Source organism: Loktanella sp. M215 (genome assembly GCF_021735925.1).
GTDB lineage: Bacteria > Pseudomonadota > Alphaproteobacteria > Rhodobacterales > Rhodobacteraceae > Loktanella.
The window spans coordinates 3,113,805-3,138,715 of record NZ_WMEA01000001.1 but is presented as its reverse complement, the minus strand read 5'-3'; the positions used below and the strand labels follow the sequence as shown (position 1 = coordinate 3,138,715).

Sequence of the window (24,911 nt, the reverse complement as noted above, 5' to 3'; positions counted from 1 at the left end):
CTTGAGAAACACCGCCAAGTGGCGTAACAGCGCCGCTTAACAGTCCGAAAGCCGCCTCCCCATGAAATTCCTCGATCTTTGCAAAGTTTACATCCGGTCCGGCGGCGGCGGTGCGGGCTGCGTGTCCTTCCGGCGCGAGAAGTTCATCGAATACGGTGGGCCGAACGGCGGCGACGGCGGCAATGGCGGCTCGGTCACGGCGGTCGCCGTGGACGGGCTGAACACGCTGATCGACTTCCGCTATCAGCAGCACTTCTTTGCACAATCCGGCCAGCACGGCATGGGGCAGGGCATGACCGGCAAGACCGGCGAAGACATCATCCTGCGCCTGCCGGTGGGCACCGAGATCATCGACGAGGACGAGGAAACCGTCATCGCCGACCTGACCGAGGTGGGCCAGGAGGTAGTTCTTGCCCGTGGCGGCAACGGCGGCTGGGGCAACCTGCACTTCAAATCCGCGACCAATCAGGCGCCGCGACGCGCCAATCCGGGGCAAGAGGGGGTCGAGCGTACGATCTGGCTGCGCCTCAAGCTGATCGCCGACGCGGGCCTTCTGGGCATGCCGAACGCCGGCAAATCCACCTTCCTCGCCGCAACCTCCAACGCGCGGCCCAAGATCGCCGACTATCCCTTCACGACCCTCGTGCCGAACCTCGGCGTCGTGGGCGTGGACAACGTCGAATTCGTCGTGGCCGACATTCCCGGCCTGATCGAAGGCGCCTCCGAAGGGCGCGGTCTGGGCGACATGTTCCTTGGCCACGTCGAACGCTGCAACGTGCTGCTGCACCTCGTCGACGGCACCTCCGGCGATCCGATGCAGGACTGCCAGACCATCATCGACGAACTCGAGGCCTACGGTGGCGACCTCGCGTCCAAGCCCCGCATCACCGTGCTGAACAAGATCGACGCGCTCGATGCCGAAGAGCGGGAATTTCTCAAGGACGAGATGGAATCCTCCACCGGCGGCCCCGTCATGCTGATGTCCGGCGTCACCGGCGAAGGCGTGACCGACGTGCTGCGCGCCCTGCGGGCCGAGATCGACGAGGGCCGCCTGCGGGCCCGCATCGCGACCGAGGCGCCCGTCGAGGACGAGCAATGGCAACCCTGACCGACGCGCGTCGTCTGGTCGTCAAGATCGGCTCCGCCCTGCTGGTGGACCGCGACACCGGGGCCTTGCGGTCCGACTGGTTGGCGTCATTGGCGCAGGACGTTGCCCGCATCCGGGCGCGCGGCACGGATGTGATCCTCGTCTCCTCCGGCTCCATCGCGCTGGGGCGCGGCGTGCTGGGCTTGGGGCGTGGTGAACTCCCCCTCGAACAAAGCCAGGCCGCCGCCGCCGTGGGGCAGATCCAGCTTGCGCGGGCCTATCAGGACGTGCTCGAACCGCACGGCATCGTCACCGCGCAAGTGCTTGTCACCCTTGACGATTCCACCGACCGCCGCCGTTATCTGAACTCCCGCGCCACGATGGAGACTCTGTTGGGCCTCGGCGTCGTGCCGATCGTGAACGAAAACGACACCATCGCCACCGACGAAATCCGCTACGGCGACAACGACCGCCTTGCCGCACAGGTCGCCGTGACCGTGGGCGCCGACCAGCTGGTCCTGCTCTCCGACGTCGACGGCCTCTACACCGCCAACCCGCAAAGCGATCCGACGGCGGAGTTCATTCCAAACGTCCCCCAGATCAACCCCGCGATCATGGCGATGGCCGGCGATGCCGTATCGGGCCTGTCCAAGGGTGGGATGAAGACCAAAGTGATGGCCGCCCGCGTCGCGACAGAGGCAGGCTGCGCTTTGTGCATCACTTTAGGATCACCCGCCAACCCCTTGCTTGCGCTTGAAAACGGCGCACGGGTCACTTGGTTCGCGGCACAGACCACACCGCAGGCCGCCCGCAAGCGCTGGATCGCCGCCATGAAGCCGCGCGGCACGTTTACCGTCGACGCCGGTGCCGACGCCGCCCTGCATGACGGCAAAAGCCTGCTGCCAGCTGGAGTCTCCACCGTCTCCGGCACCTTCGATCGCGGCGATCCCGTCGCCATCGTGACCACGACCGGCGCCACACTCGGCCTCGGCCTCACGAACTACAGCAGCGTCGAATCCGCCCAGATCAGGGGCCACCGCAGCGCAGAGGTCGAGGCGCTGCTGGGCTACAAGGGCCGCGCCGCCCTGATTCACCGCGACGACATGGTTCTCCAGGACAAGGGCACCCCATGACCGAGATGATGACCCGTATGGGGCAGGCCGCCCGCGCCGCCGCCCGCGACCTTGCGACCGCCGACAGCGACACGAAAAACCGCGCCCTTCTGGCCGCAGCCGACGCCATCCTCGCCACCCGCGACACCATCTTGGCCGCGAACGCGCTGGACATGGACTATGGCCGCGAAAAGGGCTTGTCCGACGCCATGATGGACCGCCTGCTGCTGACCGAAGATCGCATTCAGGGCATGGTCGACGGGTTGCGTGCCATCGCCGCCCAGACCGACCCCGTGGGGGCCGAGATCGACGCCTGGACCCGGCCCAATGGCCTGCACATCCGCCGCATCCGCACCCCCATCGGCGTGATCGGTGTGATTTACGAAAGCCGTCCCAACGTGACCGCAGACGCAGGCGCCCTGTGCCTGAAATCCGGCAACGCCGTCATCCTGCGCGGCGGCTCCGAAGGCTTCAATTCCTCCACGGCGATCCATGCGGCCCTCGTCACCGGGTTGCGCACAGCCGGTCTGCCAGAGGCCGCGATCCAGCTTGTGCCCACCCGCGACCGGGCCGAGGTCACGGCCATGCTGCAGGCCACGGATTACATCGACGTCATCGTGCCCCGTGGCGGCAAGGGCCTTGTAGGTCTGGTGCAGAAAGAGGCGCGTGTGCCGGTCTTTGCCCACCTCGAAGGCATCTGCCACGTCTACGTCGATGGCGCCGCCGATCTGGACAAGGCCCGCGCCGTCGTCGTCAACGCCAAGACGCGCCGCACCGGGATCTGCGGATCAGCCGAATGTCTGCTGATCGACCGCGCCTTCTGGGACCGCCACGGCGACGTCCTGATCCGCGACCTGCTGGCCGCAGGGGTAGAGGTGCGCGCCGACGGCGCGACCCGGATCGACGGCACCGTGCCCGCCAAGCCGGACGATTTCGGCCACGAATTCCTCGACATGATCATCGCCGCCCGGATCGTCGACGGCGTCGATGCCGCCATCGAACACATCCGGCGCTACGGCTCTCAACACACCGAGGCGATCCTGACCGAGGATGACGCCACCGCCGACCACTTCTTCCGCCACCTTGATTCGGCGATCCTGCTGCGCAACGCCTCCACCCAGTTCGCCGATGGTGGAGAGTTCGGGATGGGCGCAGAGATCGGCATCGCGACGGGCAAGCTACATGCCCGCGGCCCGGTGGGGGCAGAGCAATTGACCAGCTTCAAGTATCTGGTCACGGGCGACGGGACGATCCGCGCCTGACGCGCCGCTAATGCGGTGCAAACGTCGCGGTCAACGCCGTCTCGTCATGGACAATCTCCAGCCGGCACCCGCATTCGGCCATCACCTGCGGCAGCAGCGCAAACTGCACCTGAGAGGCCGCATCAACGACCTGCACGCCCGGCTGCGTCAACCCGGACCAAAGGTCGGGTTCAATCCGGAACCGTTCCGCCCGCGCGGTCAGGGTCCATGTCGGCCCCGCGCGGCTGATGGTGATATCGCCGCCGTGGGTCATCGCGGACTCGAAGCACTGGAACAGCAGAAAGGCGCTGCGCACGTCGGTCCGGTCACAGTCGCCCTCGATCTGCCAGTCATAGCTGATGCGCCCGCCGCGGGCGATATCGGCAAGGATCTTGATCACCTCGCGCCGGGGAAAGGTCTGGCCGGGCGTCGCCGCCCCGAAGGCTACCCGAAAGAACCGGATCCTGGCAGAGGCATTTTCGACGGAATCCGCGATCAGCGCCATTTCCGCGCTGCTGTCGCCGCCGCCGGTCAACGACATCAGCTCGACCCCGTTGCCGATCGCGCCGATCGGGCTGATAAGGTCATGGCAGATGCGGGACCCGACGAGGGTGGCCAGATCGTTGGTCATCACGTCAGCCCCCGCCCGTAAAGGATAGACCCTATGCCAGACGACCTGAACGCCATGCTGGAACCCGGAATGCTGGTGCAGAACCCGGCCGCGCCCGACTGGGGCACCGGACAGGTCCAGTCCAATATCGACGGCCGCATCACGGTCAATTTCCGAGAGCAGGGCAAGGTCGTCATCGACGGATCGCAGGTCATGTTGGTCCCCGTATTCAAGCCATGATCAACCCACGGTAGCAACCCTGCCGCACCTGTCAATCCGATGAAGTGAGCGTGACTTCAAATGGTTGCCAAAAACTTAATGACCTGCCTTTATCCTGACCGAAGCGGACGACGCCCGAGATGATGGATTCCACCATGACCCACGCGCTGCCGCAGTTTCGCACGCGTCTGGCCAGCACCGCCGCCGATCTGCGCGCGGCGCAGCACCTGCGCTACCGCGTCTTCGTCGACGAGTTGGGCGCCAGTGGCACCTGCGTCGACCACCGCACCGCGACCGAGGCCGACGCCTTCGACGCCCACAGCGATCACCTGATGCTGGAGGATCTGTCGCGCCCGCACGATCCCGTCGTCGGCGTCTACCGCGTGATGACCGCCGCACAGGCGGTTGCCGCAGGCGGCTTTTCGGCGGCGGCAGAGTTCGATCTGACCCCTTTGCTGACCAGTGGCCGCCCGCTGCTGGAACTCGGGCGGTCCTGCCTGCTGCCGGATTATCGCGGCGGGCCGGGCATGATGCACCTCTTTGCGGGCCTCGCACGGCACGTGGCGCCGATGCCGGGCGTGCTGCTCTTCGGGCTGGCCTCGTTTCATGGCACCGATGCCGCGGCCCTGACGGCACCGCTTGCTTATCTGGGGCATACCCATCTGGCGCCGCCGCACCTGCGGACCCGTCCCATCGGTCCGGGTGCGCTGCCCTTGCCGCGCGCCGAGGCACCCGACCGCAAGGCCGCCCTGCGCGCCGTGCCGCCGCTGATCAAGACCTACCTGCGTCTGGGGGGCGTCGTCGGGGACGGCGCCTGTATCGACGCAGGCTTCAACACCACGGATGTCTGCATGATCCTCGACACCGCCGCGATGACGGAAGGCCAGCGCGCCCGCTTTGCACCGGGATCCCGCGCATGACCTGGGCCAGCGACCCCGCACCGGCGACACCCGCCTTTGGCCCGCGCGTCATGCTGCGCGTGTTGCGCCGTGCTGTCCCGATGGCGCTGCTGGTGTTCGGCGGGTTGGGACTGCTGCTGATCCTGCGCCTGCCAGAGCGGGCGTTTCACGGCCACGCCCGCCCCTGGACACCCTACCTGACCCGGACGGTCTGTCGTGGCGCCCTGCGTCTGATGGGCCTGCCGCGCCACGTGCGGGGCGTGGCCATGACGGGGCCGGGGGCGATGGTGTCGAACCACGTCAGCTGGCTCGACATCTTTGTGCTGAATGCGGGCGGCTGCATCGTCTTCGTCTCCAAGGCTGAAGTCGCCCGCTGGCCCGGCATCGGCTGGCTGGCGCGCGCCACGGGGACGGTGTTCGTCACGCGCGACCGCCGCAATGCCGCCCGCGACATCGCCACCTTGCGCGACAGGCTGGCGCGCGGGCAGACGCTGGTCTTCTTTCCCGAAGGCACGTCAAGCGACGGGCTGCGCGTCCTGCCGTTCAAGCCGACGCTCTTCGCGCCGCTGATCGAAATGGGTCTGGCCGTGCAGCCGGTGACGCTGTCCTACGCGGCCCCGCGCGGTGCCGACCCCCGCGTTTATGGCTGGTGGGGCGACATGGCCTTCGGGCCGCACTTGGCGGCGACGCTGGCCCTGCCGCAGCAGGGCCATGTCACGCTGACTTACCACGCGGTCCGGCACCTGACGCCTGACACCGCACGCAAACCGCTGGCGGCGATGTTGGAGCGTGATGTGAGGAACGCGCTGTAAGCGCCTGTCCTGTCAGGACATTGCGCCGATCATGTCGCGCAGGGTGGCCGCCGGATCATCGGTGCGCCAGATCTCCTCGCCGATGCCGAAGAAATCGACGTACGGGCTGACGGCGCGGATCAACTCGATGTCCAGCGCGCCTTCGGCCACCACGGGCACCTCGATCATCTGGGACCACCAGTCGAACAATTCGAGCGTGGCCCGGCTGCCGTCGTCCAGCGCCGTCTCGCCCACCGGGCCAAAGCTGACGTAATCGGCATTCAGCTCTCCGGCGGTCATGCCGTCGTGGCGCGACTGGCCGCAGAAGGTGCCCACGATCGCATCCTCGCCCAGTTCCTTGCGGGTGGCGCGCACGGACCGCGCCCCGTCCAGCAGATGCACGCCGTCCAGACCGTGCCGTGCGACCATCTGCACATGCCGCTCGATCACCAGCGCCACGTCCCGTTCCGACGTCACGGCGCGCACCGCATCGGCGGCGCGCCCGATCAGATCCTCGTCGCGGGTCGCCAGCGACAGCCGCACGCAGGCGATCTGCGCCGCGTCCAGCACGGCCGCCAGACGGTCGGGATAGGTCGCGAGGTCAAGCGCTGTCGGCGTGATCAGGTAAAGTTGCGGCAGATCGTCGGTATCGGTCATGGCGGGCATCCGGTGTGAAATTTCATGCGTTCTATCGCGGTTTCGCGGGCTTGGCTACGGCGCGAGCGGCTTGTCACCGGGCGGGCCTGCGCCTATCAGACGCTCACCTCACCGGATACGCCCATGCCCAGCACCACGCCACAACCCGCCTTTGTCCTGATTCGTCCCCAGATGGGCGAAAATATCGGTGCCGCCGCCCGCGCGATGTGGAACTTCGGCCTCGACCGGATGCGGATCACGGCGCCGCGCGACGGCTGGCCCAACAGCCGCGCGGTCGCTATGGCGTCAGGAGCCGGCCGCCTGCTGGACGAGGCGATGCTGTTCGACACCACGGCCGATGCGCTGGCCGACTGCCACTATACCTATGCCACGACCGCGCGCCCGCGCGAACTGACCAAGCCGGTCCTGACGCCGGAAGAGGCGATGCAGGACGCCGCCTCGCGCATTGCCGCGGGCGAGCGGGTCGCCGTCCTGTTCGGTCCTGAGCGTGCGGGGCTGGAGAATGACGACGTGGCGCAGGCCAACGCCATCATTTCGGTCCCCGTGAACCCGCAGTTCGCGTCGCTGAACCTGGGTCAATGCGTGCTGCTGACGGCCTACGAGTGGCAGCGCCAACAGGGCAGTGCGCTGCGCGAGGCCTTCGTGCAACCGGACATGGCCGAGACCATCGAGATCCAGAAGCTGGCCGAACACTACGAGGACACGTTGGGGCAGGCGGGGTTCTTCTATCCCGATCACAAGGCCGACAGCATGAAGCTGAACCTGCGCAACCTGTGGTCCCGCATGCCCCTGACCAGCCACGACGTGCGGATGCTGCACGGCATGATGCGGCAGATGGTGCGCTGGCGGGACAGGGATTGATTTGGCCCGTGCCGGCCCAAGCCTTACAGGTGAATTTGGCTTTGCCAAAATCACCGAGGCGAGAGTATTTGGAAAAAAGCGAGGCCGGGTCGTGATCCGTCACAGCGATATTTTCGTCGCAGGCACGGGGCGGGGCCTTGCGCTTTGGCATGCGCCTGCGTAGCTGACCGCCATGGCACGCGCACCCCTTCTTCAGCTCTCCGAGATCTCGCTTACCTTTGGCGGCGATCCCATTTTCGACAACCTTTCACTGGTGGTCCAGCCCGGTGACCGGGTGGCCCTTGTGGGCCGCAACGGGTCTGGCAAGTCGACCCTGATGAAGGTCATGGCCGGTCTGGTGGAGGCTGACAAAGGTCAGCGCACCGCTGCCCCCGGCGTGACCGTCGGTTACATGGAACAGGACCCCACGATGGAGGGGTTCGAGACGCTGGGCGCCTATGCGGCCTCGGGTCTGGACCCGGACGAAACCTACCGCGTCGACATGGTCGCGGAGGGGTTGAAGTTCAATCCGGCGGGGCTGGTCGCGACCGCGTCCGGCGGCGAAAAGCGGCGCGCGGCGCTGGCCAAGCTGATGGCCGAAGCGCCCGAGCTGATGCTGCTGGACGAGCCGACGAACCACCTTGATATCGAGGCGATCGCCTGGCTGGAGGCGGAACTGAAGTCCACCAAGGCGGGCTTCGTGCTGATTTCCCACGACCGCGCGTTCCTGCGCAACCTGACCCGCGCGACGCTCTGGATCGACCGGGGCGAGGTGCGGCGTGCCGAGGAAGGCTTTGACGGGTTCGAGGCCTGGCGCGACCGGCTGTGGGAAGAGGAAGACCAGCAGCGCCACAAGCTGAACCGCAAGATCAAGGCCGAGGCTCGCTGGGCCGTCGAAGGCATTTCCGCCCGCCGCAAGCGCAACCAGGGGCGCGTGCGCGCGCTGCAGGACCTGCGCGCCGAGCGCGCGAACCAGATCCAGCGGCAGGGCACCGCCGCGATGGCCTTCGAGGGCGGCAGCACATCGGGCAAGAAGGTCATGGAAGCCTTTGGCCTGTTTAAGGAATTCGACGGCAAGCAGATCGTGCAGGGGCTCGATTTGACCGTGCAGCGCGGCGACCGCATCGCCTTTGTCGGGCCGAACGGCGTGGGTAAGACCACGCTGATCAAGATGCTGCTGGGACAGGTTGAACCGGATCAGGGCATGGTCAAGCTCGGCACCAATCTGGAAATCGCGCTTTTCGACCAGACCCGTGCGCAACTCGACCCCGATATGACCCTCTGGGACAACCTCGTGAACGACCCAGAGATGGGCGTCAGCGGCAAGGCCGACCAGATCATGGTGCGCGGCGTGCCGAAGCACGTCGTGGGCTACCTCAAGGAATTCCTGTTCGACGAGGCGCAGGCCCGCGCCCCCGTTCGTGCCCTGTCGGGCGGTGAAAAGGCGCGTCTGCTGCTGGCCCGCCTGATGGCCAAGCCCAGCAACCTGCTGGTGCTGGACGAACCGACCAATGATCTGGATATCGAGACGCTGGACCTGCTGCAGGACCTGCTGGGCGAGTATGACGGCACCGTGCTGCTGGTCAGCCACGACCGCGACTTCCTCGACCGGACAGCGACGACCACTGTGGCCATGGAAGGCGACGGTCAGGCGACCGTTTATGCCGGTGGCTGGACCGACTATCAGGCGCAGCGCGGGGATCGGGCGAAAGCTGCAAGTTCGGTCGGCAAGCAATTGTCGACCAAGGGAAAACAGCCGCAGGCTGTGGCCCGCAAGACGGGTCTTTCGTTCACTGAAAAGCACCGGTTGGAGGAGCTGCCCGGCGTCATCGCCCGGCTGGAGGCCGAGATCGCCAAGCTGGAAACGCTGATGGCCGATCCCGACCTCTTTACCCAGAACCCGGTGAAGTTCGAAAAGGCGACCGATGCGCTGACCGACCGTCACGGCAAGCTGGAAGAGGCCGAGGCCGAATGGCTGGCGCTGGAGGAAAAGGCGGGGACATGACCGGCGGCCCGGCGTCAGTCGTCGCCGAAATTACCATCCAGCATGCCGGCCACAAAGGCTTCGTTGCGGGTCTGTGCCATGTTGGGCATCAGCGCCGCCAGCGGCACATCCAGCGTATAAGTCATCTGCCCGTCCTGCACGCTGCGCGATGACGTGCCGTCCAGCATCGTCGGCACGATCTGCATCAGCAAACGCGTGCCGAACCCCTGGCGCGGCCCGACGGGCATGGGCGTGGCCTGCGCCGTGCCTGTATCTTCGTGCCAGACCAGCACGACGCGCGCGGCATCCGGATCGACCGCGTCGGTCACGGCATAGCTAACCGCGATGTGCCCGTCCTCTGCCGCCAGCGACCCATGCTTTTGCGCATTCGTGGCCAGTTCGTGAATCGCAAGGCTGATCTGCTGGGCCGCTTCCGCGTCGATCTGCAACTCGGGCCCCGTGACCGTGACCTTGTCCGCATAGGTCTGCATCACCGGTGCCAGCTGCCGGGTGACCACATCATGCAGGTTGGCTGTGGATTCGTGCTGTCCGCCCACGATGGCCCCGGTGGCGTCGGCCAGCGCGCTCAGCCGGCCGATCAGCACCTCGGTGAATGCGCCGACGTCGGTCTGCATGCGTGACGATTGCCGGGCCATCGAGGTGACGACCGCAATCAGGTTATGGCTGCGGTGGATCGCCTCTCTCGCGGCGATGGACAGCTTGGCGTTCAGGTCCTTCAGCTCTGCCGTGCGTTCGGCCACGGTCAGTTCCAGCGCGTCACGGGTCTGGCGCAGGGTCTCCATCGTCGCTGTGTGGGATTCCACCTCTGCCCGCAGGTTCGCGTTCGCGTCCTGCATGTTCTGCAAGCTGGGCAGTGAAATTAAGGTGGGGATCAGCCGGAATAGGACGACAGCCGTGATGGCCGACACGATTCCCGTCGCCAGTTTCACCATGCCGACCAGCGGATAGATCGGCACCCACAGCGTCACCACCGACAGCCCATGGGTGATGCCGCACAGCATGATGAAGGATGCGAACAGCACGACAAGGCCCCGCTGGCGGATGTCATTGCGTTTCGCCAGCACGCGCAGCAGGGCGAAGGGGATCGCGAAATACGCCGCCAGGATCAACAGATCGGACCCGGCCCACAGCAGCAGCAACCACGGCTGCCACAGCAGACACATGCCGTGCGGCATGTATTGGTCGAAATCGGTGAAGTACGAAAGCATTTCAGGCACCCCGACACAGCGGACCATCGCGCGATGGCCGAGTGCGACGTGGTGTCACACCCTTTTCAATGGGTATGCGGCGGGCGACGCGGTCACAAGCCAAATGAGCACGCGTCGGCGGGTCAAAACCGACAGGGGGCGCAAGGTCATCCCCCGGCCCCCCGCCTATATCGTCATCACCCGTCGAAGTTCACTTCTTCCATGATCCGCAGGGCGGCGGCGCGGTGACCGGCGACCTCGGTCAGATCGATGTCGTCCACGGTGTAGTCGCCCCAGCTTTTCACCAGATCCGACAGCGGCGCGCCGGGCAGCACAGGGTATTCGTTGTTCACCTCGGCATAGATCGCCTGCGCCGCGGGGGACACGAGGTATTCCATCAGCTGCTGCGCCTCGGCCTTGTGGGGCGCGCTTTGCGTCATCGCGATGCCAGAGATGTTGACGTGCGTGCCGCCGTCCTCGAACGTCGGGAACCGGATGCTGACGCTGTTCGCCCATTCGGTCTGCTCGGGATCGGCCAGCATCTGGCCCATGTAATAGGTATTGCCAAGGCTGATGTCGCATTCCCCGGCCCAGATGGATTTGACCTGTGACCGGTCGTTGCCTTCGGGCTTTTTCGCCAGGTTGTCCTTCAGACCCTGCGCCCAGACCTTGGCCTCGGCCTCGCCGTGGTGGGCAATATAGGCGCTCAGCAGCGCGAGGTTATAGTCGTGCAAGCCGGACCGGGTGCAGATGCGGCCTTTCCATTTCGGGTCGGCCAGATCCTCGTAGGTCGTGATCTCACCTTCGGGCACGCGGTCTTTGCTCGCATAGACGATGCGGGCGCGGGTGGTCAGCGCGAACCAGGTGTTGTCGGCGGCGTGCAGGTTGGCCGGCACCGCGTCCCGCAGCACCTGATCATCCATCGGCTGGATGGTGCCGCTGTCCACGACGCGCTGCATATTGGCGATATCGACGGTCATCACCAGATCGGCGGGGCTGCGGGCGCCTTCCGCGCGCAACCGCTCGATCAGGCCTTCGTTCACGAAGGCGAGGTTCACGGCAATCCCCGTCTCCTCGGTAAAGGCGTCCATCACCGGCTGGATCAGTTCCGGCTGGCGGGTGGTGTAGATATTGACCTCGGCCAGGGCGGGCAGGGCGCAGGCACTGGCGGCGGTGGCCAGAAGAAGGGTGCGAAGGGTCATCGGTGTCTCCATTGCTGTTGGCAACGGTAAACCCGACTCTTTCACTTGGGTCAATACCCGATCAATTCAGTCAGAGATTCGTTCGCGCAGTTTCGCCGCGTCCCACAGGGCATCCATCTCGGCCAGATCGCTTTGCGCGGGCGTGCGACCGTCCAAGGCCAGCGCGTCCTCGATCGCCTCGAATCGCCTTGTGAACTTGGCGTTGGCGGCACGCAGAGCCTCTTCCGGATCGACGCGCAGATGCCGGCCAAGGTTCGCCATGACGAACAGCAGGTCGCCATATTCCTCGGCCACCTTGTCGGGCGTCAGATCGTCGCGCGCCTCGACCAGCTCGGCCGCCTCTTCGGCGATCTTGTCCACGACCATGCCGATATCCGGCCAGTCGAAGCCGACCCGCGCCGCGCGTTTCTGCAACTTGACAGCCCGCATCAGGGCGGGCAGGCCGATGGCCACGCCGTCCAGCGTGCGCGTCTCGCGCTTGGCGGCACGCTCGGCGGCCTTGATCCGTTCCCAGTCGGCGGTCTGCTGGTCGGCGGACTTGTCGCGTGATTCGTCGCCAAAGACATGCGGATGCCGCGCCACCATCTTGTCGCTGATGTCGCGCACCACGTCGTCAAAGGTGAACAGCCCCGCCTCCTCGGCCATCTGCGTGTGATAGACCGACTGCAGCAGCAGATCGCCCAATTCGCCGCGCAACTCGCCCCAACTTTCCCGCGCAATGGCGTCGGCCACCTCGTAGGCCTCCTCGATCGTGTAGGGGGCGATACTGCCGAAATCCTGTTCGATATCCCACGGGCAGCCCGTTTCGGGATCGCGCAACCGGCGCATGATCTGCAACAGGCGCGGCATGCCGCCCTTGGGGTCATGGATCAGGTCGTTCGACATTGCGGGCCTCCGGTCACTCTGCCACTGTTCTAGGGATCACAGCCCCGGAGTGCCAGCCATGCCCGTCACCAATGCCATCGCCGCCATGGCGCCAGACCTCGCCGCATGGCGCCAGCATCTGCACACGATCCCAGAGGTGCGCTACGGCACGAAACGGACCGCCGCCTTCGTCGTCGAACGGCTGCGCGAATTTGGCGTGGACGAGATCCACGAGGGCATCGCGGAAAACGGCCTCGTCGCTATCATCAACGGGCAAAAACCGGGGCGCACCATCGGCTTGCGCGCCGACATGGATGCACTCCCGATGACCGAGGAGACGGGTCTGGACTACGCCAGCCTCTCACCCGGAGCGATGCACGCCTGCGGCCACGATGGCCATACCACGATGCTGCTGGGTGCTGCGCGTCATCTGGCCGAGACGCGCAATTTCGCGGGCCGCGTGGCGCTGATCTTTCAACCGGCCGAAGAAGGCGGCGCCGGCGCCGAGCGGATGCGCAGAGAAGGCATCTTTGACACCTTTGAGATTGCCGAGGTCTATGCCCTGCACAACGCCCCCGGCACGCCGGTCGGCCAGTTCTACACCACGCCGGGGCCGATCATGGCGGCGGTGGATGAATTCACGATCAACATCAACGGACGCGGCGGCCATGGCGCCACGCCGCACGCCACGGTGGACCCGATCAGCGCCGCCGTCGCGATGGTGCAGGCGATCCAGACCATCGTCAGCCGCAACCACTATGCCCTTGACGAGCTCGTGATTTCCGTCACGCAGATCCACGCGGGCACGGTCTTCAACGTGATCCCTGACACCGCCATGATCAACGGCACCGTCCGCACATTCGATCCTGCCGTGCAGGCGATGGTGATCCGCCGGCTGGAGGAGGTCGTGCAAGGCCACGCCGCCAGCTTCGGCGTGACTGCCACGCTCGACTACGGCAACGGCGATCCCGCCACGGTCAACGACCCCGACTGCGCCGCCTTCGCAGCCTCCGTCGCGGCAGAGGTGTCATCCTGCAACGCCAACGCGCCGCGCGAAATGGGTGCCGAGGATTTCTCCTACATGCTCGAAGCACGCCCCGGCGCCTACCTTTTCGTGGGCAACGGCGACACCGCCGGGCTGCACCACCCGAAATACGATTTCAACGACGAAACAGCGGCTTATGGCGCGTCCTTCTTTGCCCGCCTGATCGAAAGGGCGCTGCCGCTGGGGCACTGACCTCTCCTGCATCCAATGGCCCGGAAATCGGACCCCGCGGATATTGTCGATCCGGCCCGGCGTCCCATATCGCAAGGCAACAAAGGAGCATTCCATGCTGAAGAAAATCCTGATCAGTGTCGGCATCGTGGCCGTCGCTGGCGTGGCCTACGTCCGCCTGTCGCCCACGGACCTTGCGACCTATCACATCGCCCCCATCGCCACGATGGCGGGCGACGATGCAGGCGAACACAGCTTCAAGGCCGCGCGCCAGATCACGGCCCCCGCCGCCGACGTCCTGCGCGCTGTGGATACGCTGGCCTTGGCGACCGCGCGCACGGAGCTTGTCGCAGGCTCCGTCGGTGAGGGCCTGATGACCTACGAGACGCGCTCGGCCCTCATGGGCTATCCGGACTATACCACCGTCACGGTCGTCGACGGCGCCGACGGTCCGCTGCTGGTCATCAACGCCCGCTCGCGCTTTGGCTCCTCCGACCTGGGTGTGAACCGCGCGCGGGTCGAAGGCTGGCTCGCACGCCTCGGCCCGCTGGTCGTCCCGGCCTCTTGACGGGCGCCGCACGGCCTGCCACCTGACAGCCATGATACCCGCAGACCGCATGGCCCAGATCATCGACCGCTTCCAGTTTCTGGAGGCGAAGATGTCCGGCGACGTCGCAGGCGCCGACATCGCCGCATTGGCCAAGGAATACAGCGACCTGACCCCCGTGGTGGGCACCCTGCGCGCCTATCAGGACCTGATCCGCCAGATCGCCGAGACCGAGGACCTGCTGTCCGACCCCGAAATGCGCCGCATGGCGGAGGAGGAGCTGCCGGACCTGCGCGACCAGCTCGCGGTCAGCGAAAAGGCCGTGCAACTGGCCCTGCTGCCCCGCGACGCCGCCGACGCGCGCCCGGCGCTTCTGGAAATCCGCCCCGGCACTGGTGGCGACGAGGCCTCGCTTTTTGCCGCCGACCTGCTGCGCATGTACCAGCGCTATGCCGAAAGCCAGCGCTGGCAGTTCGAGATCCTCGATCAAAGCGACACCGAACTCGGTGGCATCAAGGAAGTCACCGCGCGGATCGCGGGCGACGGCGTCTTTGCCCGCCTGAAATACGAATCCGGCGTCCACCGCGTCCAGCGCGTGCCCGAAACCGAAAGCGGCGGCCGCATCCACACCTCTGCCGCGACGGTCGCCGTCCTGCCAGAGGCAGAGGAGGTCGACGTTCAGATCCCCAGCACCGACATCCGCATCGACACGATGCGCGCCAGCGGCGCCGGCGGCCAGCACGTCAACACGACCGATTCGGCCGTCCGCATCACGCACCTGCCGACGGGCATCATCGTCGTCAGCGCCGAAAAATCCCAGCACCGCAACCGCGAGATCGCAATGAACGTGCTGCGCACCCGGCTCTTCGATCTGGAACGCCAGCGAATCGATGGCGCACGCTCCGCCGACCGCAAGGCGCAGATCGGCACCGGCGACCGGTCGGAACGGATCCGCACCTATAACTTTCCTCAGGGCCGCCTGACCGACCACCGCATCAACCTGACGCTCTATTCGCTGGGGCAGGTGATGCAGGGCGACCTCGATGCCATCATCGACGCCCTGCAATCGGACGCACAGGCCCAGCTTCTGGCCGAGATGGGCGCATGATCTGGTCCGACCTGCTGCGGCAAGGCATCCAGACCCTCACCGCCGCAGGCATCCCCGACGCCCCCCGCGACGCCCGCAGGCTCGCCGCCCACGTCATGGGAATCGAGGCCAGCCGCATCACGCTGATCGCGCAGGACACCGTCCCGCCCGGCATCGTGCAGCTGTACGACGGCATCGTCGCCCAGCGCGCCCGCCGGGTCCCGGTCTCTCATCTGACCGGATCGCGCCAGTTCCACGGCCGCGTGTTCGAGGTGACACCGGACGTCCTCGACCCCCGGCCAGAGACCGAGATCCTGATCGAAACGGCGCTGGCCCGGCCGTGGCGAAGGGTGCTGGACCTTGGTACAGGTTCGGGCTGCATCCTGCTGACATTGCTTGCAGAACGGGGCAACCAGACCTTCGGTATCGGCACCGACCTGTCGCGCGCCGCCCTGTCCGTGGCGATGCGCAACGCGGCCAACCTGCGCCTTGGCGACCGGGTCCAGTTCCACGCCGGCGACTGGCTCGGCGCGCTGCCCGTCAGCACCGCCGCCTTCGATCTGATCGTGTCGAACCCGCCCTACATCACGCTCGACGACTACGCCGCTCTGGCCCCCGACGTCGGCCTCTACGAGCCGCGCCTTGCCCTGACGGACGAAGGCGACGGCCTTGGCGCCTATCGCCGCATCCTGCACGCCGCCCCCGCGCATCTGGTGCAGGGCGGCTGGCTGATCGTAGAAATCGGCCCTACGCAAGGGCCCGTCGTCAGCGACCTCTTCCGCACCCACGGCCTGACCGCGATCACCGTGTCACCCGACCTCGACGGGCGGGACCGCGTCGTGGCAGGGCAAAAACCGCGCGTTTGACGCGACAGCGGGTCACACTGACGTTTTTGGCTTGCCACCGGAGCCCCTACGTGCAAATTCAGATCAACCGGCGCGCAGAGTGCTCACGCGCTCTCTCCGGTTAGCCGCCAGACACCGCTTCGTCGCCCGCCGTGCACAAGGCACGGACCTGCGGGGACCAGCGCAACAAAGCCAAGGGCTTGACGGAAGTTCACATGAGATCATCGAAGTCACGGTCGCGGGGCAACAAGAACCGCAACACCAACCGCCCCACAGGCGGCAACATCATCAACCGGGTCTTCGACAGCTCCGGCCCGGATGGCAAGGTGCGCGGTACTCCGCAGCAGATCATCGAGAAATACAACCAGCTGCACCGCGACGCGCAGCTGAGCAACGATCGGGTGAATGCCGAAAACTTCGCCCAGCACGCGGAACACTACCTGCGGATGCTGGCCGAGGCGCAGCGCGAGGTCGATCGCCAGCGTGAAGAGCAGGAAGAGCAGAACCGCGCCCGGCAGGCCGAACGCGACCGCGAGCGCAACGAGCAGGAAGAGCTGAACCGCCAGCGTCAGGCCGACCGTGACCGCGAACGCAACGAACGCCTGCGCGCGCAGGAAGAGGCATCGGGCGGCCAGACGGCCGACCAGCCACGTCAGAACGACCAACCGCGTCAGACCGACCAACCCCGCCAGAACGACCAGCCGCGCAACGCGGATCAGCCGCGTCAGAACGATCAGCCGCGTCACAGCGACCAGCCGCGCCCGCAGACCGATGCGCCACAGACCCCGGTCGAGGCCTCTGACAGCGACAGCACCCTTGTCGATACGCCGGAATCCCGCGGTGACGCGCCTGCGCCGAAACCGCGCAAAACCCGCGCCCCGCGCAAGCCGCGCGCCAAGCCCGACGCGGCACCGGCCCAACCGGCGCCAGACGCCTCCGAATAGATGAAAAGGCCCCCGCACCGGGGGCCTTTTTCACATCAGGGGGTCAGGCTGCGGGTCAGGGCACAGAATTGCTCCAGCCCGATTTCTTCGGCCCGCGCCGTGGGCGGAATGCCCACCGCGTTCAGATGATCCTCCACATCCGCGCCCAAAGGCTTCAGCGCCGACCGCAGCATCTTGCGCCGCTGGTTGAATGCGGTGGCGACGACCCGGTTCAGCATCGCGGCATCCGCCGGATAGCGCGGTGCGGGCAGGGCGGTCAGATGCACGACAGCGGAACTCACCTTGGGCGGCGGCGAAAACGCCTCCGGCGGCAGGTCCATGACAATCCGCGCATCCGTGCGCCAATGCACCAGCAGCGCGAGGCGCCCGTAAGCCTTGTCGCCGGGCATCGCCACGATCCGCTGCGCCACCTCGCGCTGGAACATAAGCGTCAGGCTCTCCCAGAACGGCGGCCATGCGGGCGGCGACAACCACCGCACCAGCAGTTCCGTCCCGATATTATAGGGCAGGTTGGCCGCGACCCGGATCGGGGCCGTCAGCCGCCCTGCCACATCAATCTCCAGCGCATCGCCGTTCACGACCTCCAGCCGCCCCGGATAGGCGCTCGCGATCTCCTCCAGCGCCGCGATGCAGCGTGCGTCCTTCTCGATCGCCAGCACCCGCCGCGCGCCTTCGGCCAGCAACCCGCGCGTCAACCCGCCGGGTCCCGGCCCGATCTCAAGGATATCCGACCCCTTCAGATCGCCCGCCATCCGCGCGATCTTTGCCGTCAGGTTCAGATCCAGCAAAAAGTTCTGGCCCAGCGATTTCTTCGCCGCGATCCCGTGCGTCTCGATTACGGCCCGCAACGGCGGAAGATCATCGATCTGGCTCATGTCCTCGCTTTTTCCCAAATACTCCCGCCGGAGGCTCCCACATCGCCACGCGTCCGCGCATCAGCCATGTCGCGCGCCATCCGCAACGCCGCGATCATCGACGTCGCATCCGCCACACCGGTGCCCGCGATATCGAAGGCCGTCCCGTGATCCGGCGAGGTCCGCACGAAAGGCAGGCCCAGCGTCACGTTTACACCACCGGCAAAGTCGATGGTCTTGATCGGGATCAGCGCCTGATCGTGATACATGCAGACCGCCGCGTCATAGCCCGCCCGCGCGCCCGCGTGGAACATCGTGTCCGCGGGCAGCGGGCCACGCAGGATCATCCCATCGCCGCGCAACGCGTCCAGCAGGGGTGCGATTATCGCGATCTCCTCGTCCCCCATCTTGCCGTCCTCGCCCGCGTGCGGGTTCAGGCCAGCCACGGCGATCCGGGGGGCCATGATGCCGAAATCACGGATCAGGGCGGCATGGGTGATCCGCAGGGTCTGGCGCAGGCTCTCGGCGGTCAGGGCGGCGGGCACCTGCGACAGGGGGATATGGATCGTCGCGGGAACCACGCGCAGCTGCGCGCAGGCCAGCATCATCACCACCGGCACATCGCCTGCCAAGGCTGCGAGGTATTCCGTATGGCCGGGATAGGCGAAATCCGCCCCGTCGATCAGCGCCGCCTTGTTGATCGGCGCCGTGCACAGCGCGCGGGCCTGACCGGTCATCGTCAGATGCACGCCTTCGGCAATCGCGTCGATCACACCCTGCGCATGACGCGGGTTCGGCTGGCCGGGACGACGCGGACCGCCAAAGTCGCGTGCCAGCACGGGCAGCGCATCGGGGCAGGGACCGTGCGCCTCTGCCGCAGAAGCGACCACCCGGTGCGGCGTGCCATCCGGCAGATGCGCCGTATCGCCGATCCACAGCAGGGCCATCTCGGCCCCCAGCGCGCGCCAGGCGCCCACGGCGACCTCTGGCCCGATGCCGGCAGGTTCGCCGCAGCTGATCACGATCGGCGCCTGCGCCGCGGCCTGTGGCCCGTCAACCGCACTCATGCCGACACCGTCACGCGCCCATCGCCCGCAAGACCGTCATGGACGGATCGTGGCCGCCGCACGCAGATCGGCCAGCAGGGCGTTAGCGAAACCTTCCAGACGCTGACTCTGCAACTGGCCGCGCAGCGCCTCGGGGTCGGCGGCCGCATCGCCATAGGTCCGGCCGCACATCATCACCAGCAGCGTTGCGTTGCCCCGCGCAAGCCCGACCGAGGTTTCGTTCCGGTCCAGCCGCGCCAGTTGCAGCGCCACATCCTGCGGGATCTGCGCGGGCGACACGGTCTGACGGGTCAGAACGCCTTCGGGTTGCCCCTTGGCCATCCCGTAAAGGTCGTCGCAGGTATCGACGCGCAGGGCCACGGCGGCGGCCGCGGCGGCATCACCACCGACCGCATAGGTCGCGTAATCGACGCTGGTCGGCTGCGCGCGGGGCTGCTTCACCTCGCGGATGCCGCGCGACTGAAACAACGCCACGCCGTTCGGGATCGGGATCGGCGCCGTCACCTCGCCCACGGCAAGAGAGCTGATCAGCCCCTGCAGCGCGGGGGGATAATTCGACAGCGGCAGCCAGTTCAGACGGCCGCCGTTGCTGCGGCTGGGCAGGGCGGAATACTGCCGTGCCGCCGCCTCGAACGCCGATTGCGACCGGGTCTGGCTGATCCGTTCGGCGATCGCGTTCGCCTCGGCCGCGCGGGGCGGCGGGGCGGGGATGATGATCTCGGTCAGCAGGACTTCGAGCGCGTCGGCACTGCTGCCCTGCTGGTTGGCGGCCCGCTCCACCTCGGCATCGCTGATCTGCGCCTGCGCGCCGTAGCGCTGGCGGATATAATCGCGCCAGGTGACGCCCACGCGCACGAACTGCTCCAGCGTCGTCGGCGCCACGCCGCCTTGGTTCAGCACCTGCAGGAACTGCTCGGTCGACAATCCACCCCGTTCGGCAAAGGCATCGACTTCGCCGGCAAGGGCTTCCGGCGGCAGTGTGACGCCGCGGCGGTCCAGCTCTTCCTGCTTCAGCGTCTCTTCGATCAGCTGTTCGCGGGCCAGCTGCGCCACGTCGCCGGGGGTGCGGAACAGGGTCAGCAGGCGCTGCCGCTGGTCCAGCTCGTATCCCGTGATGGCATCGTCGTTCACCGTGATGACGGGCGAGAATTGGCCCTGCGCCACCGCACCGGTGGCGACAAGGGGCAGCAGCAGGGCAGTCAGAAGGGCGGTCAGGCGCATCGGGGGGTGGTCCTATCGTCTATGTGTCGTCGGGTCGGGGCCGGACCGGGTCCGGCTGGCGTGATGTCATTTGCGGCAGGTGGCGGGGGTGATGCGTGGCACGCCATTGGCGGAAAACCCCTGCAAAGCCACCGACAGGCCGTAGTTCGTCGTTGGCTGCAGCGTAGTCGAAGACGCATAGCGGCGCGAGACCGAAAGCGAGACGGTGACGCATTCATTCCGCCAGCCCACGCCGAACCCCGCCCGCACCGGGCTGTCGCGCGCGATGTCATAGCGGGTGTCGAAACTGACGTCCCAGGCGGGTGTCAGCTGCACCGTGCCGTCCAGACTGTATTCCGACACCGTGCCGGGCCGTCCGCCCGCCACATCGGCCTGCTGCCAGATATAGCCGCCGGCCAGTTGCACCTCTGGCCGGCTCCAGAACACCCGCGCGGTGGCCAGCGTCGTGGTGCCATCGTCCTGCAGCAGGGCGCGTCCGTCAAAGGTCAGCCCGCGCGGCAGGATGATCTGCCCCGCCACCAGCCAGTCCGACGCATCGCCGGTCTGACCGGACGTCCGGGTGAACTGCGGATCGGCCGTGTCCCGCAGGATGCGCCCGAACCCGAGGGTCGAGGTCACACCCTCGGACCCCGCGCGGGTCCAGGTCAGGCCCAGCGCCAGCCGGAACCCGTCCTCGGCCGCGTCCTGACCGGGGAAATGGGTCAGCGCCAGCAGGTTGCCTTCGTCCAGCTCGGGCCGGGTGCTGTCCTCGTTCGGCGGCGTGCTGCCAAGGGTGCGGGACCACGACAGCGCCGCGACCGGTTCCAGCACGTGCCGCGTGCGTCCATTGCGCCGCACCAGCGGATAGCGCAGCAGCACCTGCGCGTAAGGAACTGTCCGCGCGATCGTCGCATCGAACTGGGTGCTGTCGTTCACCTGCCAGACATCCGCCGTCAGCGCCCCCGTGCCGGTCAGCAGCACGCCGCTCCCGCTCAGCCAGTCGCGCATGTAGCGCAGGCTGCCGCCCGTGCGCGTCACATCGCGCCCCAACTGCCCGGTGGCGCTGCCATAGCGCAGCAGTGTGTCGGCGCTGGCGGTGGCCGTGACGGTGCCACCCGCCGCAGGATAGAACCGCCGCACGAGGCCTGCACTCGCGACCAGCGGCGGCAGGCTGGCGTTGCGCTCGCCCGTCCGCAGGGTCTGGTAATAGGACAGGCTGGTGGACCAAAGCATGTCCTCCGTCACTTTGGTCAGCGCCACGATGCTCGACAGCCGGTCGACATCCGTGACGCCGTAATCGCTCAGATAGGCAGCGTCGGAGGCACTCTGGATATCGAACCGCAGCTTGATCCCGTTCGCCAGCGCAAAGTCGCCTTCAGCAAAGACATAGCCGCGCAATCCGTCCGACACGCCCAGATCGTCGTTCGACCCGGCGGCGGTGATCGCGATGGTGCCGTTGCGGAACGCCTGCCGGTAGCGCGTCGTCAGCGTGCGGCTGTTGGACGACAGATACGGCGTCAGCAGCAGGTCGCGGCTGTCGGACAGGGCGATGTAATAGGGCACCTCGATCCCGATCCCCAGCCGGTTGCTGGACTGCAGCCGCGGCAGCAGCAGGCCCGTCGCACGGGTGTTGTTGGGGTCCGGCAGCCGCAGATAGGGCAGATAAAGGATCGGCACCCCCTTCACCCGGAACGTCGCATTGCGGAAATACAACTGCTGCGCCTCGGCGTCGTGGATCACCTTTTCCGCCCGGATTTCCCATAGCGGTTTCTGCCCGCCACAGACCTGACAGGACGTCACGGCGGTCTTGTACAGCTGGCTATAACGTCCGTCCGCCCGGTCGATCTGGTTCGCGGCCAGCTGCAGTTGCTGGTCCAGCACCAGCCGCGCGCCCAGCAGCACGCCGTTTTCCAGCTTCGGGTCCATGTCTGCCTGATCGGCGGTCAGGATCTCGCCGTCCGGGCCGGTAATCAGGATCGGCCCTTCGATCCGCAACCGGTCTGCTGCCTTGTCATAGATCACGCGGGACGCGGTCAGACGGCTGCCGTCATACAGCACCTCGATATTGCCGGTGGCCGTCAGGCGGTTCTGCCCCTCGACAAAGACATCGTCGGCCACCAGCGTCGCGGCCATCTGCGCCACAGCCACCTGCGGCAGCAACAGCGCCAGACATACCCAGAAAAACCGCATCACCCGTCCTCGCGTTGCAACAGGATGCCCATCGCCAGACCCGCCGCCGCCAGCGGCGGCGCCCAGACAGCAAGGGCTGCCGGTACATCCCCGTTCTCGCCCAGGATCTGCGCGAAGTTCCGGATGAAGTAAATTGAAAACGCAAGCAGAATCGCGATCATCACGTTCAGCCCCACGCGCCCCCCGCGCTGCGGTCGCATCGTGAAGGCCGCCCCGATCAGCATCATCGCCGCCAGAAATAGCGGCTGCGACAGCTCCATCTGGAACCAGACGATATGGCGCTGCGCCGAAAATCCCGCCGCCTGCAACCGCGTTATGAACGCAGGCAGATCCCAGATCGAAATGCTGCTGGGCGTGCCGAAGTTGTTGCGGATCTGGTCCGCCGTCAGGGTCGACGCGATCCGGTCCGTCGCCGCCAGCGTCGCCGCGGCCTCTGGCGTGGTGTCGGTGTCCAGCGGCCACGTCTTGACCCCGCTCAGGTCCCAGCCGCCGTCGTTCAGCACGGCCTTGTCCGCCGCGATCCGCGCCAGCGGCATGCCGTCGGGGGCGTAGGTCAGGAATGTCACACCGGACAGCGTCGTGCCCGACAGGTTGGTGCTGGTCGCGTGGATGACCGTCTGCCCGTCCGCATCGCCCTGCCGCAGCCACAGGCCCGACGACGCAAGGCTCAGCACCGATCCCGCGCCGCGCAGGTCGGCCACCTTGGCATCGAACGCCCGCGATGTGGCTGCGACAAGGGGGTTCAGCACCGCGACGGACAGCGCCCCGATCAGCAGGGTCGTCACCAGCGGCGCCACCAGCAGACGCAACCCCGACCGCCCGGCGGCGCGCGTGACGACCAGTTCCGACGTGCGCGCCAGCCCCAGAAACAGCGCGACGCTGGCGATGATCATGATCAACGGCAGGATCTGGTATACCCCCTGCGGCGCGTCCAGCAGGGCAAGGTTCAGGATGTCGCGAAAGCCCGCGGTATCGCCACCATAGCGGCGCAGGTTGTCCGCCAGCCCCAGAAACGTCAGGATGATGGTAAAGACCGCGAACATGCCCACAAAGATCCGCAGAAACCGCCGCGCGAAATACCGATCAAGGATCATGCCGCCACCCCGCGTCGCGGGGTGCGCCGGAACAGGTAGGGGCGTGCGGCGACAAACAGCAGCGCCGTCACGATGGCAAAGCCCACGGCGACCGACAGATAGGTCGCAAACCAGACCTGCGGCGTGGTCCGCGCGATGTTCAGACCCGTCGTCTCCAGCGCCTTGATGACGATGATCAGGAAAATGGCAAAGATGATCTGCGGCCAGACTCCGAACCGGCTGAAGCTGCCCAGCATCAAGGCGGCAAAGCCCAGCAGCGCGCCCACCGTCCCCAGCAGCGCCTGACTGATGCGGTCGTGCGCCTCTGTCACCAGCTGCGCCGCGGTGCGGCCGGTCTCGGCCTCCAGCGCTGCGGTCGGGTTCAGCAGATCATTGATGAACAGCTCGCGCGCCGTGCGGCTGTCGCGCGGGGTGATCTTGATCAGGTTGCCGATGTTGTAGGAAAAGTCCTGAAAATCCGTGACGAACAGCCGCTGGTCGCTGCTGCGCAGGCTTTGCGCCATGCCATCCACCATGACCAGCTGCGCATCACCCGCGTCACGCACCAGGTAGGCGCGCCGCGCCGTATAGGTCGTCTGCGTCGCCGGATCGCGCTGGTCCGACAGGAAGACGTCCTGCAACTCCCCCTCGGGCGTGATCGCGCGGATATAGATCGTGATGCCCGGTGTGGGTTCGATGAACTGCCCCTCGGTCAGGATGCGGGCGGTGATGTTCTGCGCGATTTCCGCCTGCCGCACGTTCAGCGCCGTCGTCGACAGCGGCACCAGCACCTGCATCAGGATCGAGATCAGGACCGCCACGATCAGCCCGAAATAAAGGACCGGGCGCGCCATCCGCCACGGACTGAACCCCGTCGCCTGCATCACCACCAGCTCGCTGTCCTGCATCATCCGGTTGGTAACATAGACGCTCGCCGCAAAGGCCGACAGCGGCAGCGCCAGCCGGATCACGTTGGGCAGCGACAGGGCGACCAGTTCTACGATGACGCCGATCCCCTGACCGCCCGCGATCAGCTGGTCGAACAGCCGCACCGCGGCGTTGATCCAGTAGATCATCACCAGCACCAGAGAGAAGAACCCGAAGGTCACCATCAGCTGGCTCAGCATGTAGCGGTCGAAGCGTCCCACGTCTGGCGAAGTCCCGTGCAAGAGGT

At 66.7% G+C, this 24,911-nt stretch carries 24 protein-coding genes; 13 read left to right on the top strand and 11 right to left on the bottom strand.

Annotation, left to right across the window (positions count from 1 at the left end):
* Positions 1–61 precede the first annotated feature (61 nt).
* The 3 genes from obgE to GLR48_RS15585 are packed head-to-tail and all read left to right on the top strand — an operon-like array spanning position 62 to position 3,461.
* A complete protein-coding gene (obgE, locus tag GLR48_RS15595) occupies positions 62–1,108 on the top strand; it encodes a GTPase ObgE (protein ID WP_237062780.1) in 1,047 nt (348 codons plus the stop codon).
* Positions 1,096–2,220, top strand: a complete 1,125-nt coding sequence (gene proB, locus GLR48_RS15590; protein ID WP_237062779.1) for a glutamate 5-kinase — start codon at positions 1,096–1,098, stop codon at positions 2,218–2,220. Before obgE ends, proB begins: the two co-directional genes overlap by 13 nt.
* Complete coding sequence (locus tag GLR48_RS15585) at positions 2,217–3,461, top strand: glutamate-5-semialdehyde dehydrogenase (protein WP_237062778.1); 1,245 nt, start codon at positions 2,217–2,219, stop codon at positions 3,459–3,461. The genes proB and GLR48_RS15585 overlap by 4 nt, the downstream gene beginning before the upstream one ends.
* Positions 3,462–3,468: 7 nt before the next feature.
* Here GLR48_RS15585 and GLR48_RS15580 read toward each other — a convergent pair whose 3' ends face one another.
* On the bottom strand, positions 3,469–4,071 hold the full coding sequence (locus GLR48_RS15580) for a histidine phosphotransferase family protein (RefSeq protein WP_237062776.1): 603 nt from the start codon (positions 4,069–4,071) through the stop codon (positions 3,469–3,471).
* A gap of 33 nt (positions 4,072–4,104) precedes the next feature.
* Between GLR48_RS15580 and GLR48_RS15575 the strand changes: the two genes are divergently transcribed.
* The 3 genes from GLR48_RS15575 to GLR48_RS15565 all read left to right on the top strand — a co-directional run bounded on the left by GLR48_RS15575 (position 4,105) and on the right by GLR48_RS15565 (position 5,980).
* Positions 4,105–4,290 carry a DUF3553 domain-containing protein gene (locus GLR48_RS15575; protein ID WP_237062774.1) on the top strand — a complete coding sequence of 62 codons (186 nt, stop codon included), beginning with the start codon at positions 4,105–4,107 and terminating at the stop codon, positions 4,288–4,290.
* Between the two features lie 134 nt (positions 4,291–4,424).
* Positions 4,425–5,189, top strand: a complete 765-nt coding sequence (locus GLR48_RS15570) for a GNAT family N-acetyltransferase (protein WP_237062772.1) — start codon at positions 4,425–4,427, stop codon at positions 5,187–5,189.
* Positions 5,186–5,980 carry a lysophospholipid acyltransferase family protein gene (locus tag GLR48_RS15565; RefSeq protein WP_237062770.1) on the top strand — a complete coding sequence of 265 codons (795 nt, stop codon included), beginning with the start codon at positions 5,186–5,188 and terminating at the stop codon, positions 5,978–5,980. Before GLR48_RS15570 ends, GLR48_RS15565 begins: the two co-directional genes overlap by 4 nt.
* Before the next feature lie 12 nt (positions 5,981–5,992).
* Here GLR48_RS15565 and GLR48_RS15560 read toward each other — a convergent pair whose 3' ends face one another.
* Positions 5,993–6,616: a thiamine phosphate synthase gene (locus GLR48_RS15560; RefSeq protein ID WP_237062768.1), complete on the bottom strand. Its 624-nt coding sequence runs from the start codon at positions 6,614–6,616 to the stop codon at positions 5,993–5,995.
* Positions 6,617–6,739: 123 nt separating this feature from the next.
* Between GLR48_RS15560 and GLR48_RS15555 the strand changes: the two genes are divergently transcribed.
* Complete coding sequence (locus tag GLR48_RS15555; RefSeq protein ID WP_237062767.1) at positions 6,740–7,477, top strand: RNA methyltransferase; 738 nt, start codon at positions 6,740–6,742, stop codon at positions 7,475–7,477.
* 172 nt (positions 7,478–7,649) lie between these two features.
* Entirely contained in the window at positions 7,650–9,461 is a 1,812-nt protein-coding gene (locus GLR48_RS15550) for an ATP-binding cassette domain-containing protein (RefSeq protein ID WP_237062766.1), read from the top strand.
* 14 nt (positions 9,462–9,475) lie between these two features.
* Here GLR48_RS15550 and GLR48_RS15545 read toward each other — a convergent pair whose 3' ends face one another.
* The 3 genes from GLR48_RS15545 to mazG all read right to left on the bottom strand — a co-directional run bounded on the left by GLR48_RS15545 (position 9,476) and on the right by mazG (position 12,735).
* Positions 9,476–10,669 carry a sensor histidine kinase gene (locus GLR48_RS15545; protein ID WP_237062765.1) on the bottom strand — a complete coding sequence of 398 codons (1,194 nt, stop codon included), beginning with the start codon at positions 10,667–10,669 and terminating at the stop codon, positions 9,476–9,478.
* 176 nt (positions 10,670–10,845) lie between these two features.
* Entirely contained in the window at positions 10,846–11,850 is a 1,005-nt protein-coding gene (locus GLR48_RS15540; RefSeq protein WP_237062764.1) for a Fe(3+) ABC transporter substrate-binding protein, read from the bottom strand.
* 66 nt (positions 11,851–11,916) lie between these two features.
* The gene (gene mazG / locus GLR48_RS15535) at positions 11,917–12,735 is read right to left on the bottom strand and encodes a nucleoside triphosphate pyrophosphohydrolase (protein ID WP_237062763.1); all 819 of its coding nucleotides are present in this window, start codon (positions 12,733–12,735) and stop codon (positions 11,917–11,919) included.
* Positions 12,736–12,793: 58 nt separating this feature from the next.
* Here mazG and GLR48_RS15530 point away from each other — a divergent pair, with 58 nt between their 5' ends.
* The 5 genes from GLR48_RS15530 to GLR48_RS15510 all read left to right on the top strand — a co-directional run bounded on the left by GLR48_RS15530 (position 12,794) and on the right by GLR48_RS15510 (position 17,353).
* The gene (locus tag GLR48_RS15530) at positions 12,794–13,951 is read left to right on the top strand and encodes a M20 aminoacylase family protein (RefSeq protein WP_237062761.1); all 1,158 of its coding nucleotides are present in this window, start codon (positions 12,794–12,796) and stop codon (positions 13,949–13,951) included.
* Between the two features lie 94 nt (positions 13,952–14,045).
* Positions 14,046–14,498 carry a DUF1499 domain-containing protein gene (locus GLR48_RS15525; protein WP_237062760.1) on the top strand — a complete coding sequence of 151 codons (453 nt, stop codon included), beginning with the start codon at positions 14,046–14,048 and terminating at the stop codon, positions 14,496–14,498.
* 31 nt (positions 14,499–14,529) lie between these two features.
* Complete coding sequence (gene prfA, locus GLR48_RS15520; RefSeq protein WP_237062759.1) at positions 14,530–15,585, top strand: peptide chain release factor 1; 1,056 nt, start codon at positions 14,530–14,532, stop codon at positions 15,583–15,585.
* Positions 15,582–16,430: a peptide chain release factor N(5)-glutamine methyltransferase gene (prmC, locus tag GLR48_RS15515; protein ID WP_237062758.1), complete on the top strand. Its 849-nt coding sequence runs from the start codon at positions 15,582–15,584 to the stop codon at positions 16,428–16,430. Before prfA ends, prmC begins: the two co-directional genes overlap by 4 nt.
* Positions 16,431–16,624: 194 nt before the next feature.
* Positions 16,625–17,353: a DUF4167 domain-containing protein gene (locus tag GLR48_RS15510; RefSeq protein WP_237062757.1), complete on the top strand. Its 729-nt coding sequence runs from the start codon at positions 16,625–16,627 to the stop codon at positions 17,351–17,353.
* A gap of 35 nt (positions 17,354–17,388) precedes the next feature.
* On the opposite strand, the gene rsmA is transcribed toward GLR48_RS15510, so the two are convergent.
* The 6 genes from rsmA to lptF all read right to left on the bottom strand — a co-directional run bounded on the left by rsmA (position 17,389) and on the right by lptF (position 24,885).
* Complete coding sequence (gene rsmA / locus GLR48_RS15505; protein ID WP_237062756.1) at positions 17,389–18,228, bottom strand: 16S rRNA (adenine(1518)-N(6)/adenine(1519)-N(6))-dimethyltransferase RsmA; 840 nt, start codon at positions 18,226–18,228, stop codon at positions 17,389–17,391.
* Positions 18,225–19,274 carry a 4-hydroxythreonine-4-phosphate dehydrogenase PdxA gene (pdxA, locus tag GLR48_RS15500; protein WP_237062755.1) on the bottom strand — a complete coding sequence of 350 codons (1,050 nt, stop codon included), beginning with the start codon at positions 19,272–19,274 and terminating at the stop codon, positions 18,225–18,227. Before pdxA ends, rsmA begins: the two co-directional genes overlap by 4 nt.
* A 36-nt stretch (positions 19,275–19,310) precedes the next feature.
* Entirely contained in the window at positions 19,311–20,495 is a 1,185-nt protein-coding gene (locus tag GLR48_RS15495; protein ID WP_237062754.1) for a peptidylprolyl isomerase, read from the bottom strand.
* 66 nt (positions 20,496–20,561) lie between these two features.
* Positions 20,562–22,664 carry an LPS-assembly protein LptD gene (locus tag GLR48_RS15490; RefSeq protein WP_237062752.1) on the bottom strand — a complete coding sequence of 701 codons (2,103 nt, stop codon included), beginning with the start codon at positions 22,662–22,664 and terminating at the stop codon, positions 20,562–20,564.
* On the bottom strand, positions 22,664–23,758 hold the full coding sequence (gene lptG / locus GLR48_RS15485) for an LPS export ABC transporter permease LptG (protein ID WP_237062750.1): 1,095 nt from the start codon (positions 23,756–23,758) through the stop codon (positions 22,664–22,666). Before lptG ends, GLR48_RS15490 begins: the two co-directional genes overlap by 1 nt.
* Entirely contained in the window at positions 23,755–24,885 is a 1,131-nt protein-coding gene (gene lptF, locus GLR48_RS15480) for an LPS export ABC transporter permease LptF (RefSeq protein ID WP_237062748.1), read from the bottom strand. The genes lptG and lptF overlap by 4 nt, the downstream gene beginning before the upstream one ends.
* Between the last annotated feature and the right edge of the window lie 26 nt (positions 24,886–24,911).

Bases quoted from the DNA above. Each gene is read 5' to 3' on its own strand.
- obgE (WP_237062780.1), top strand. From the start codon at position 62: ATGAAATTCCTCGATCTTTGCAAAGTTTACATCCGGTCCGGCGGCGGC.
- proB (WP_237062779.1), top strand. From the start codon at position 1,096: ATGGCAACCCTGACCGACGCGCGTCGTCTGGTCGTCAAGATCGGCTCC.
- GLR48_RS15585 (WP_237062778.1), top strand. From the start codon at position 2,217: ATGACCGAGATGATGACCCGTATGGGGCAGGCCGCCCGCGCCGCCGCC.
- GLR48_RS15580 (WP_237062776.1), bottom strand. From the start codon at position 4,071: ATGACCAACGATCTGGCCACCCTCGTCGGGTCCCGCATCTGCCATGAC.
- GLR48_RS15575 (WP_237062774.1), top strand. From the start codon at position 4,105: ATGCCAGACGACCTGAACGCCATGCTGGAACCCGGAATGCTGGTGCAG.
- GLR48_RS15570 (WP_237062772.1), top strand. From the start codon at position 4,425: ATGACCCACGCGCTGCCGCAGTTTCGCACGCGTCTGGCCAGCACCGCC.
- GLR48_RS15565 (WP_237062770.1), top strand. From the start codon at position 5,186: ATGACCTGGGCCAGCGACCCCGCACCGGCGACACCCGCCTTTGGCCCG.
- GLR48_RS15560 (WP_237062768.1), bottom strand. From the start codon at position 6,616: ATGACCGATACCGACGATCTGCCGCAACTTTACCTGATCACGCCGACA.
- GLR48_RS15555 (WP_237062767.1), top strand. From the start codon at position 6,740: ATGCCCAGCACCACGCCACAACCCGCCTTTGTCCTGATTCGTCCCCAG.
- GLR48_RS15550 (WP_237062766.1), top strand. From the start codon at position 7,650: ATGGCACGCGCACCCCTTCTTCAGCTCTCCGAGATCTCGCTTACCTTT.
- GLR48_RS15545 (WP_237062765.1), bottom strand. From the start codon at position 10,669: ATGCTTTCGTACTTCACCGATTTCGACCAATACATGCCGCACGGCATG.
- GLR48_RS15540 (WP_237062764.1), bottom strand. From the start codon at position 11,850: ATGACCCTTCGCACCCTTCTTCTGGCCACCGCCGCCAGTGCCTGCGCC.
- mazG (WP_237062763.1), bottom strand. From the start codon at position 12,735: ATGTCGAACGACCTGATCCATGACCCCAAGGGCGGCATGCCGCGCCTG.
- GLR48_RS15530 (WP_237062761.1), top strand. From the start codon at position 12,794: ATGCCCGTCACCAATGCCATCGCCGCCATGGCGCCAGACCTCGCCGCA.
- GLR48_RS15525 (WP_237062760.1), top strand. From the start codon at position 14,046: ATGCTGAAGAAAATCCTGATCAGTGTCGGCATCGTGGCCGTCGCTGGC.
- prfA (WP_237062759.1), top strand. From the start codon at position 14,530: ATGATACCCGCAGACCGCATGGCCCAGATCATCGACCGCTTCCAGTTT.
- prmC (WP_237062758.1), top strand. From the start codon at position 15,582: ATGATCTGGTCCGACCTGCTGCGGCAAGGCATCCAGACCCTCACCGCC.
- GLR48_RS15510 (WP_237062757.1), top strand. From the start codon at position 16,625: ATGAGATCATCGAAGTCACGGTCGCGGGGCAACAAGAACCGCAACACC.
- rsmA (WP_237062756.1), bottom strand. From the start codon at position 18,228: ATGAGCCAGATCGATGATCTTCCGCCGTTGCGGGCCGTAATCGAGACG.
- pdxA (WP_237062755.1), bottom strand. From the start codon at position 19,274: ATGAGTGCGGTTGACGGGCCACAGGCCGCGGCGCAGGCGCCGATCGTG.
- GLR48_RS15495 (WP_237062754.1), bottom strand. From the start codon at position 20,495: ATGCGCCTGACCGCCCTTCTGACTGCCCTGCTGCTGCCCCTTGTCGCC.
- GLR48_RS15490 (WP_237062752.1), bottom strand. From the start codon at position 22,664: ATGCGGTTTTTCTGGGTATGTCTGGCGCTGTTGCTGCCGCAGGTGGCT.
- lptG (WP_237062750.1), bottom strand. From the start codon at position 23,758: ATGATCCTTGATCGGTATTTCGCGCGGCGGTTTCTGCGGATCTTTGTG.